The sequence below is a fragment of the Thermoleptolyngbya sp. M55_K2018_002 genome, assembly GCF_015295965.1.
GTDB lineage: Bacteria > Cyanobacteriota > Cyanobacteriia > Elainellales > Elainellaceae > Thermoleptolyngbya > Thermoleptolyngbya sichuanensis.
The window spans coordinates 21,167-31,944 of record NZ_DVEA01000230.1 but is presented as its reverse complement, the minus strand read 5'-3'; the positions used below and the strand labels follow the sequence as shown (position 1 = coordinate 31,944).

Genomic DNA, 10,778 nt, shown 5'->3' with positions numbered 1-10,778 from the left:
ACGGGCTGGGGCTGGTGGCGATCGCCCTCTGGATTGGGTGGGAAGCAGTCGAGCGGTTGCAACACCCCGATGCCGAAATTTTGGGTCTGCCCATGCTGATTACGGCGGCCGTGGGGCTGGGGGTGAACCTGCTAAATGCGTCTCTGCTGCACGACCATAGCCACCACGACCTGAACCTGAAGGGCGCATTTTTGCACATGGTTTCGGACGCGATTGGGTCGCTGGGCGTGATTTTGGCGGCGATCGCCGTCTGGCTCTTTGGCTGGACGTGGGCCGACGGAGCCATTAGCTTGGTCGTTGCTGCGCTCATCCTGGCTGGAGCCGTGCCCCTCATCCGCCAAAGCCTGAACATTTTGCTGGAACAAGCGCCCGTCTACCTTGACCCCGCTGCTGTGCGGGTGCATCTGCTGCAAACCGAAGGCGTGCAGGCGGTGGAAGCGCTGCGCCTGTGGGCGATCGCCCCAGGCCAAGTCGCCCTCACTGCTCATCTGACGGTGAACCCGCAGGATGGCCTAGAGCGCGATCGCCTCCTGCAAACCCTGCAAGTCTCCCTGCAAGCTACCTTCGGACTCACCGACACCACGCTCCAGCTTGCTGCCCCGCCTGCAACACCCCTGATAAACCTGTCGATGCCGCCTAGCCTGGAACTGGTGGTCAAGGAGTGATGGCGTAATGGAGTTATGAGGAGTCATAAGGAGTTATCAGTGGAGTCATTGAGTGACGGAAGGATGCAGTAAACTACTCATCACGTCCTCTCCCGCGCTCCTGCATGAAGATCGCCACCTGGAATGTCAACTCCATCCGCACCCGTCTGGAACAGGTCGTCAACTGGCTGACGGAGAATCCGGTGGATGTGCTGTGCGCTCAGGAAACGAAGGTGGTAGATGCTGACTTTCCGAGGGCTGCGTTTACCGATCTGGGGTATACCTGCTACGTCTCTGGGCAAAAGTCCTACAACGGTGTAGCGCTGATCAGCAAAACGCCGCTGGAGTCGGTCAGTTGTGGGTTTGAGCCTGTGCTAGGAGGGGCGATCGCCGCACCGTTTGATGACCAAAAACGAGTCATCACGGGCGTTCTCGACGGCATTCGCATCGTCAACCTCTACGTGCCCAACGGCTCCAGCGTCGGCAGCGACAAATACACCTACAAGCTCAGTTGGCTGGCGGTGCTGCGCGAGTATTTGGCAAAGCTGCTGGAGGAAAATCCCAAACTCTTGGTCTGCGGCGATTTCAACGTAGCGTTGGAAGACCGAGATATCCACGATCCCACCGGGCGCGAAAAAGAAGTCATGGCCACCGATGCCGAACGGCAGGCGCTGCGGGCCATTCTCGACTTGGGGCTGGCGGATGCGTTTCGCAAGTTTAACCAGGAAGATGGACAGTTTAGCTGGTGGGACTATCGCGCCGCCGCCTTTCGCCGCAACCTGGGCTGGCGCATCGACCATCACTACCTCAGCCCGCCGCTCTATGCCGAGGCCAAAAGCTGCATCATTGACAAAGCGCCCCGCAAGCTGGAGAAGCCCAGCGACCACACGCCAGTAATCGTGGAGTTGTAAATTGCGTAAATTGCGTAAATTGCCTAAATCGCTAGTGAGGGTTTCCGCTTTTTGCGCCGCACGTCACACCGTCAACAAAAACCAGGACTATCGTCCGACTGCGTAAGTCCCAAAAAAAAGAGAGCAACTCCATTACCCTGTCAGCCCTAAGGGTAGATGGCTCGTTGCTCTCTAGGTTCAACGTGAGTTTGCTGAGCCAATAGCAGCACAGCGACTCACGGCAGCAATTCACGCTTGAGCAGGTCTTCAATAAACGACCTCTCGTGTGCGCTGTTTACCAGCTAGACGGAATCTTGGTTCGCCGCAACCCAGGCGAGGGAAGCAGCCGGGAGGCTACGCGGAACTCTTCCTCAGCCTAGGCTCACCTTGACGACGCGATTTTTTTCTTCCTCGGCCTTAGGCAAGGTCAGGTTCAAGATACCGTCCTTGTATTCAGCCGTAACCTTGTCGTTTTGGATGCGGCTCGGCAACGGAATCACCCGCTGGAACTTGCCATAGCGGAACTCCGTTCGGGTCATGCCTTTTTCTTCGGTTTTGCTTTCCGACTTGCGTTCGCCGCTGATGCTAACGGAGTCTGCCGAAACCTCAACATTGAGGTCTTTGGCATCCATGCCAGGAACTTCCAGCCTCAGGTGAATCGCTTCACCCGTTTCTTCCATCTCTGCCAGCGGCATGAAGCTGGTCAGCTTGTGGTTTTCTGTAGTCGCTGGTAGGAACTCATCAAACAGCCGATTCATTTGCCGTTGTAGCGTTTCAATCTCACGGAATGGTTCCCATCGAACGAGTGCCATATCCATCGCCTCCTAGAGACAGTAGTTTGAGAATGTGGAATCAACGCTAGTTAGGGTTATCGTCTGAGTCGTCGCCTTGCCAACACTTCCGACAAGGGAGTGAGCTTTTGTTGGTTTAGCTGGTTGGTTGGACGGGGCGTTTCTGAACCTCAGACGATTGATGGCTGACAATCATTATGGTATTGCAAGCGATTCAGGAGTGGGGGTCGGTTTTTTGGACTCGCTGGGTTCTCATTCCCGTACCAAACCCGCTCTTTCATCACAGCCCTAGGTCAAGTAGGAGCCAGCGTCAGGGGGCAACGGCACTAGCTGAGGCACGACTTTCAGCCCAAACTCTTCTTCAAAGCAGCCCTTTTTTCCATCCAGGCTCCACAGTTCCAGAGCGCAATCGTCGTTGGGGTGGGTTGGATGGATTAGCAGGCGAAACTCCTGCTGAGCAGGCACTACCTCGCAGGTGATGCTGTCGATCGCCCCGATTTGGCGACGATCGAGGGCGACCGCTATCCGCAGCAGCGTGTTGAGCTGTTCGACGACTTTGCGGTGTTTCTTGGTGGTCAGGCTGCGGTAGTTGTCGTGCTTTTTCTTGGGACAGCTCTTGCGGTGATAGCGAGACAAATTGGCGATCGCCTCAATTTCAATCTCCGTATAGCCCAGCAGGTCGCCATTGCGAATCAGGTAGTAGGAATGTTTATGGTGGGCAGAGTGACTGATAAAGTGTCCACAGTTATGCAACATGGCGGCTGCCCACAGCAGTTCCCGCTCCTCGTGTCCCCAGTTGTGTAAGATGCCCTGGGTCTGGTCAAACAGGCTGAGGGCCAGGGTCGCCACCCGTTCAGCATAGGGCAGGTTCACCTGATATTTCTGAGCAGCGCGGAGGACGCTGCGCTGGCGGATGGAGCTTTGGAAGCGCAGACGGTCTTCGATTAGCCCGTGGGTCAGCATCCAGTCCACCACTAGTCCTTCTCGGAGCGATCGCTCGCAAATCGTCACCGAATCCAGCCGCAATAGCTCCATCGCCTCCTGCAAAATCAGCGCCCCCGCCACGATAATCTCTGCCCGCCGATCCGACATTCCTGGCAGGGCGGCTCGTTCGGCCATCGTCATGCGGCGCAGCCGATTCACCATTTCGCGTAAATCCGCTAGGGGAATCTGGTAGCCATGCAGCGGATCGGGCACGGTGCCCGTGTGTTCGCGGGCGTGCAGGGCGGCTAGCGTCTCAATGGTGCCGGAGGTTCCCACCAGACGGGGGGTTTCCCCAGCGCGAACTTTGCTCAGCAGTTCGTCCACCGAGCGCTCCAGCATCCCGCGCACGTAAGCCCGCAGGTAGTTAAACTCGCTGCTGCTGATGGGGTCGGTGCTGACCATCTCCGTCGTCAGCCGCACTGCGCCGACCTTGGTGCTAGTGAGGCAGCGCGGCTCGTGGCCATCGCCCAAGATTAGCTCCGTCGAGCCGCCGCCGATGTCGATAATCGCGTGGGGCTGTTCGTTAAACGCCACCCCCGACAGTACGCCCAGATAGATTCGCCGGGCCTCTTCCTGACCCGAAATCAGGTCAATCTCCAGTCCCAGTTCGTTTTCTACCAGTTGCAAAAAGTCTCGTCCGTTGGGGGCTTCGCGCACGGCGCTGGTGGCCACAGCCACGATCGCCTCGGCATGGTGCATCTGGGCAATGTCCTGACAGCGGCGCAGCGTGGCGATCGCCCGTTCCATTGCCGCCTGAGTCAGATTGCCCGTAGCGCGATCGCGATCGCCCAGCCGCACCGTCGTTTTTTCTCGGTTAATAATGGTGAACGCAGGCAGCGTGGGGTCAATCTTGACGACCACCATGTGAATCGAGTTCGTTCCTACATCAATCGCGGCCAGGATGCGATCTTGAATCACGGCAGAAGAAATGGGGGTTGGCAGCACACTTTTGCGCTTAGAGAACACACTAATCATCCGGAGATCCAGGGTTTAGAGAAGCACAGGAGCAAGCTCAGAGTCCACAGCCCGCTGCAAGCCCAGTGCCAGGGCAGCAAACACCGTTTTACGAACAGATGAATATTCACAGGTTTATAGACTGGGGCGATCGCAGTTCAGTGCCCCAGCGAACTTGTGTGGTCTTTGGCTGTTTCCAGTCGCTAATTTCTACATTAAGGCGCTTGTATACGCAGCTATACAGACAGATTCAAGTTTCAAAAAACCTGATCCGGTTATTTCTCCAAACCCCAAACGCCTCGGGGTTCATAGAGACTCGCCTACCAGAAGCCATTTATACCGTTTATTCAAAATCCATAGGACTTATGCAGTTGGACGACTTCTCGCGGGCGCAGCCCGCGAGAAGTCGTCCAGAACCTGGGAAATTTATCGCAAGTGCGTAAGTCCTAATCCATTCAAAATCTATTCAAAGTCTAGACTCCGGTGAATCACTTAATGGATTCCCCAGAGTTTCCCCAATCTTAGCCCGACACTCCGCGCAAAATCATGAATTCCTGACGAAGCATTCATCAAACCCGACCCGCCCGCAAATCGGTAAAATAGAGATGCATATTAAGAAGTATTTCAACATGGCAGATCAGCTCGTGCGGGCAACCGCAGCCGGCGGCGGTATTCGGGTTGTGGGCGCAGTCACTACCCGCCTCACAGAAGAAGCCCGCCAGCGCCACAAGCTTTCCTACGTCGCTACGGCTGCCCTGGGGCGGACGATGGTCTCCGGGCTGCTGCTGGCCTCCAGCATGAAGCGACCCGAATCGCGGGTCAATATTCGCGTGCGCGGCAACGGCCCCCTGGGGGTGGTCTTTGCGGATGCGGGGCTAGACGGCACCGTGCGCGGCTATGTGCAAAATCCTGGGGTAGAACTTCCCACCAACAGTCGGGGGAAGCTCGACGTGGGCGCGGCGGTTGGTTCCGAAGGATTTCTCTACGTGGTGCGCGATATCGGCTTTGGCTATCCCTATTCCAGCACGGTGGAACTGGTGTCGGGCGAGATTGGCGAAGACGTAGCCAACTATCTAGTCACCTCGGAGCAAACGCCCTCAGCGCTGCTGGTCGGCGTGTTTGTCGATCCCGATGGCGTGATGGCGGCAGGCGGGATGCTGGTGCAGGTGTTGCCCAAAGCCGCCCGCGACGAAGCCCTAGTCGAAAAGCTGGAATCTCGGCTGGCGGCTCTGTCTGGCTTTACCAGCCTGCTGAACGAGGGCAAAACCCTGCCGCAGATTTTTACAGACTTGATGGGCGATATGAATTTGCAAATCTTGCCCGAAAGCCAGATGCTGCGGTTTCACTGCGGCTGCACGTTTGACCGGATGCTGGGCGCACTCAAGCTTCTGGGCGAAGAGGAACTGCGCGACATGATCGCCAAAGACGACGGCGCAGAAGCTACCTGCCATTTTTGCAATGAGGTCTATCGGGCTAGCAGCAACGAGCTAGAGCAGTTGATTCAAGAGTTGCAAACCGAATCGGTCGGCTAGCCGCCGCTGCCTGACTGCGAAAAAACCTACCTCTCGAACCGGGCTGTGGACTCTTGACGGCCCGGTTTTATTTTTTCGATGCTTTTAATTTTTCCGCTACAGCCTTGTTGCCATCAGGCTGCCGCTGATCTGTGGCTATTCAGTTGCCTGAAAAAATGTTGTGCAGGCTATTTTAGAACTTTGCGATCCTCCTTTAAGATTTGGATGAACTGTAAATATACGTAGGCAAGTTCTAGAAAAACTACTGAGAGTGCATAGAGAGGGCGATCGCCCTCTCTATGCACTCTGCTAAACCCCCAAATCTGTACACTGCTGGATCTGTGCTGTCTTTGAATCCAAGCCCTGATGGGACTCCCGTTCATCAATCTTGACCAATCGACATCATGAATCCGCCAGGCATTTCTACACTCGAGCGGGCGACGGTTGACGCATCCCGCACTGGCGCTCAGTTCCAGCGTATCGCTTTGATTGACTATGCAAAGGGCATTGGCATTTTTTTGGTCGTCTTAGGGCACGTCCTCCGGGGGCTAACTGGTACTGTTTTGCGGGAAAACGCCCTGACTCAAGCCCTCGACCAGTGGATCTATGCCTTCCACATGCCCCTGTTCTTTTTTCTGTCTGGCTACCTCGCCGAGCGTTCTGTCTCAAAACCGCTCGGCACAGCGGTTTCTAGCAAGCTGCGGGCGATCGCCTATCCCTATTTCCTGTGGTCGGTGATTCAGGAAACGCTGCGCCACCTCGCAGGAATCAGCGACCGGCCCTTGAGCAGCCTTTGGCGCATCACGTATCTTCCCATTCTGCAATTCTGGTTTCTCTACGTCTTGTTTGCGGTTTCGCTCGTGTACCTGCTGCTGCGAAAGCTAAAGGTTTCTGTCGCAGTCTGCTTCGCGGGGTTTGCGCTGCTGTTTGCTTCCGAGTTTATCGACCTCAGCCTTGGCCCCTGGCCGGTGCTGTACATGATTCGGCTCAATGCGGTTTACTTTGGCCTGGGGGCGATCGCCAGCCGGGTCGATTGGGTCGGGCAAATCCAGCGGGTGCAGCAGTCTATCCTGCTGCCCAGCGCCTTCTTCGGGTTCAGTCTTATTGCCCTGGCTGCCATCGTCAATCTAACCCGTCTCGAATTGTGGCTATTTCCCCTGGCGGTGCTGGGCATCTTTGCTAGCCTGTCGCTGGCCGCCTATCTAGCTACTGTCCAGCGCTTTTCTGTGCTGCAAACCTGGGGACTGCGCTCCCTAGAGATTTTCGTAGCCCATACGATTTTCACGGCTGCTGCCAGGATTGTTCTGCAAACGGGGTTGCACATTCACCAGCCTGTTATTCATATCCTTGTGGGCACAGCGGTTGGGCTGGGCGCGTCTCTGTGGCTATATCGCCTGTGTATGCAACTTCGCCTGCCGTATCTGTTTAGATTACAATCCGCATCTGCCAGTTAGTGCTAACTTTGTGGGCGGTGTGGGCAGGTCGAGCCAAGTGAGCAAGCCGACAGTCAAACCCGTTGAGTTTCGCTATTCTCTGAAAACGGGTTAGCCTGGATGCACTAGAATGGCGACTGCTAGGGCACTGCACTTATTGCACCGGCCTGTTAAGGGTTGAGATGAAGGTTGGGCTAAAGGTCGAGACGTAGGGTTTAGAACAAGGTCAGACAGAAGGTAGGGCATGACGAGAAACCGACAGGCATCAGGAGACGGGGAGGTAGACAAGGTGCGTCGCCTGCCCAGTCGTTCGCCTGCGTCCCAAAACGCCAGGACTCGTCGGGGCACGGCTCGGAGCGCCCGGCCCACAGATGCCCCGCCGCGAGAGCTAGGTCGGTACGAGTCGCGCAGTCGCTCTGCGTCCGCTCGGCGCGATCGCCCCTTTGGCGAAGGGATACAGTCGTCTGCCCAGCCCCCGCTGCGGGTTGTGTCCTCGACTCCGCGATCGCCCAAGGTGCAGACGCTCCCTGCCGTGCCCACTGACCGCCGCAGGGACAAACCATCGGCGCAGCCCCGCAGTCCCCTAGTGCGATTTTTCACAAGCTGGCAGCTTTGGGTATTGTTGGCGACGACGGGCTGTGTTGGAGCGGGCGTGCTGGCGGCGGCGCTGCTGTTCAAGCTGCCTGCATTGCCCAACTGTCCGTCGATTTTCTGGCCGACGGCTTCGGCATCCCTGCGGATTTACTGTGCCCAGCTTGCGTCTAATAAGCAAACGGTGGACGACCTGCTGGAGGCGATCGCCCTGGTGAATACGCTGCCGCCCAACCACGCCATGCGTCCCGAAGCCGATCGCCACATCGCGCAGTGGTCAGACGATATCTTGAAACTGGCTGAGAAAGCCTTTCACAAGGGCGATCTTCAGGGGGCGATCGCCATCGCCGAGCGCATTCCCGACAACACGCCCGCCTTCGCCCAAGTCGAGCAGCGCATCCAGTCCTGGAAGGAGACTTGGGCAACCGCCGAAGCCCTCTACAAGCAGGCAGAAGAAGCCCTGTTTGACGACGACCCCACCAAGGCCTTTGATCTGGCGGTGAAGCTGCTCGATGTGGACAACGAATATTGGAAAACCACCAAATATCAGGAAATGGTGGATTTGGTCACGGCCTCACGGGAAGACGGCAAAAAATTGGCGCAGATTCGCCGAATGGCGCGGCGTGGCGGTGCGAGTAACCTGCTAGAGGCGATCGCCCTGGTGCAGGAAATCAAGAAAACCAGCCCGGCCTATCCCGCGGCTCAGCGGTTGCTCAACAGCCTGGGCAAAGACGTTCTGAACCTGGCGGATGAATACCTGAATCGGCGCGACCTCCCCGGCGCGATGGATCTGGTTCGCAAGATTCCCGAAGGGGCGCGCGTGCAGGCAGAAATTCAGGACTTCACGGCGCTGGCTCAGGCGCGGGCCCAGGCATGGGACGGCAGCGCCTCGGATATCGAAGCCGCGATCGCCCAGGCGCTCCGCATTCGGCGCGATCGCCCGCTCTATGGCAAGGCCCAGCAGTTGATTAGCTATTGGCGTGTCGAGCTACAGGATCTAGTGCATCTGTCCCGCGCCCAGCAATATGCGGATTTGGGCACAGTGAGCGACTTGCGGGCGGCGATCGCCGAAGTCAACAACATTCCCCAGGGGAATCCCCGCAGCCGCGAAGCCCGCCGCCTAGCCAGCCGCTGGACCACCGACATCGAGCTACGAGAAGACCGCCCCACGCTGACCCAAGCCGAGGAAATTGCCCGCGCAGGCGATGCCGACTCGCTGCAAGCGGCCATCAGCATCGCTCGCCAAATCGGTTCTGGTCGCGCCCTGTCTGCCGAAGCCCGCGATCGCATCCAAACCTGGCAGCAGCAGCTCGTCGCCCTGCAAGCGCCGCCCCCTGTCGAACCGGTTCCTGTGTTTGCGTCGCGCCCGTCTGATCCGGTCGTGTTAGACAACGGACTGCCGTCTACCCTCCGCACGGTGCCCGCACCCTCTGGTTCCAGCAATGCTGCCGAGGGCAACCCGCGAGATTTCGCGTCCGTCGATCGCTCGACGCTCCAACTTGCCCAGAGTGCTGCCAGCGCCGGTACGCCCTCCATGCTGATTTCTGCGATTCAAACCGCAGATCGAATTCCCACCAGCAGTACCCAGCGCCCCGAAGCCGATCGCCTGATTGCCGAATGGAGCGATCAGGTCTTGCAAATTGCCCAGCAAACCGCCGCCGAGAGCCTAGAAGGGGCGATCGCCATTGCCAAAGGCATTCCCCCCCGCACCCCCGCCTACGCGCCAGCCCAGCTTTGGATTGAGCAGTGGCGACAGCAATCGCTCAATGCCAACACGGTTCAGTTCCCGAACCCGTAGTCCGTCGCAGCGAACAGCAAAAGGCGCAACACTTCCCAGCCCCAATCTGCTATAAACTGCTTTCAAATCAAATAGGACTTACACACTTGCGATTAAACTTTCTGGGTTTTGGATGATCTCTCGCGGACGCAGCCCGCGAGAGATCATCCAACTGCGTAAGTCCTATCAAATTTGCCCATCAGAACTTGAGGGGTGTGCAGGTTTGGTTCTTTGATCAGCCTGGCCCAAAGTTCTAAATTCTCGCCTCCTGACCTCCTAACCCTCAACCTCAGACATGCTGACCAGCGAATATATTGAAAAAGCCGAAGCCACTCGCGTGCGAGTCCTCAGTGAGGCCCTGCCCTACATTCAGCAGTTTGCGGGGCGCGTCGTGGTGGTGAAGTATGGCGGCGCAGCCATGAAAGACAGCAACCTCAAGGAAACCGTCATCCGCGACATCGTGTTTCTCTCCTGTGTGGGGTTGCGGCCCGTGGTGGTGCATGGCGGCGGCCCCGAAATCAACACCTGGTTGGACAAACTAGGCATTGAGGCGCAGTTCAAAAACGGGCTGCGCGTCACCGATGCGGCCACGATGGACGTGGTAGAGATGGTGCTGGTGGGCCGGGTGAACAAGGAACTGGTAGCCTTGGTGAACCAGGCGGGCGGCTCGGCGGTTGGGCTGTGTGGCAAAGATGCAAACCTGATCAAAGCGCGACCCCAGGGCGAAGAGGGCATCGGCTTTGTGGGCGAAGTGCAAAGCACCGATACCAAGCTGATCGAGGCGCTGGTACGCGAGGGCTATATTCCCATCGTGTCTAGCGTGGCCGCAGACGACAAAGGGCAGGCCTACAATATCAACGCCGATACGGTGGCGGGGGAACTGGCGGCTGCGCTGGGGGCCGAAAAGCTGATCCTGATGACCGACACACCGGGTATTTTGAAAAACTACCACGACCTTTCGACGCTGATTCCCCGGCTGGATATCCAGGAAGCGCGGCGGCTCATTGAGTCGGGTATTGTCTCTGGCGGCATGATTCCCAAGGTCAACTGCTGCGTGCGATCGCTCGCCCAGGGGGTCAAGGCAGCCCACATCATCGACGGTCGCCTGCCCCACGCCCTGCTGCTGGAGATCTTTACTGACGCGGGCATTGGCTCTATGCTGGTTGCCTCAGACTTTATGGGATAGGTATTGGGGTAGGTTGG

8 protein-coding genes are annotated in these 10,778 nt (G+C 57.6%); 6 read left to right on the top strand and 2 right to left on the bottom strand.

The features are described 5' to 3' along the window. Together IGS51_RS11455 and xth are read left to right on the top strand one after the other, a co-directional pair. Positions 1-665, top strand: a 665-nt coding sequence (locus tag IGS51_RS11455; protein ID WP_297078516.1) for a cation diffusion facilitator family transporter, incomplete at its 5' end; no start/stop codon positions are given. 104 nt (positions 666-769) lie between these two features. Beyond that, the gene (xth, locus tag IGS51_RS11450) at positions 770-1,555 is read left to right on the top strand and encodes an exodeoxyribonuclease III (protein ID WP_297078515.1); all 786 of its coding nucleotides are present in this window, start codon (positions 770-772) and stop codon (positions 1,553-1,555) included. A gap of 350 nt (positions 1,556-1,905) precedes the next feature. On the opposite strand, the gene IGS51_RS11445 is transcribed toward xth, so the two are convergent. Both IGS51_RS11445 and IGS51_RS11440 read right to left on the bottom strand, forming a co-directional pair. Then, a complete protein-coding gene (locus IGS51_RS11445; protein WP_172353695.1) occupies positions 1,906-2,346 on the bottom strand; it encodes an Hsp20/alpha crystallin family protein in 441 nt (146 codons plus the stop codon). Positions 2,347-2,613: 267 nt separating this feature from the next. Beyond that, entirely contained in the window at positions 2,614-4,284 is a 1,671-nt protein-coding gene (locus IGS51_RS11440) for a Ppx/GppA phosphatase family protein (RefSeq protein ID WP_297078514.1), read from the bottom strand. Positions 4,285-4,892: 608 nt separating this feature from the next. Here IGS51_RS11440 and hslO point away from each other — a divergent pair. The 4 genes from hslO to argB all read left to right on the top strand — a co-directional run bounded on the left by hslO (position 4,893) and on the right by argB (position 10,761). Further along, on the top strand, positions 4,893-5,795 hold the full coding sequence (gene hslO, locus IGS51_RS11435; protein WP_297078513.1) for an Hsp33 family molecular chaperone HslO: 903 nt from the start codon (positions 4,893-4,895) through the stop codon (positions 5,793-5,795). Between the two features lie 383 nt (positions 5,796-6,178). Then, positions 6,179-7,228, top strand: coding sequence for an acyltransferase family protein (locus tag IGS51_RS11430; protein WP_297078512.1), 1,050 nt, complete (start codon positions 6,179-6,181; stop codon positions 7,226-7,228). Between the two features lie 223 nt (positions 7,229-7,451). Then, complete coding sequence (locus IGS51_RS11425; RefSeq protein WP_297078511.1) at positions 7,452-9,596, top strand: hypothetical protein; 2,145 nt, start codon at positions 7,452-7,454, stop codon at positions 9,594-9,596. A 274-nt stretch (positions 9,597-9,870) separates the two neighbouring features. Further along, a complete protein-coding gene (argB, locus tag IGS51_RS11420) occupies positions 9,871-10,761 on the top strand; it encodes an acetylglutamate kinase (RefSeq protein WP_297078510.1) in 891 nt (296 codons plus the stop codon). Positions 10,762-10,778: the final 17 nt, after the last annotated feature.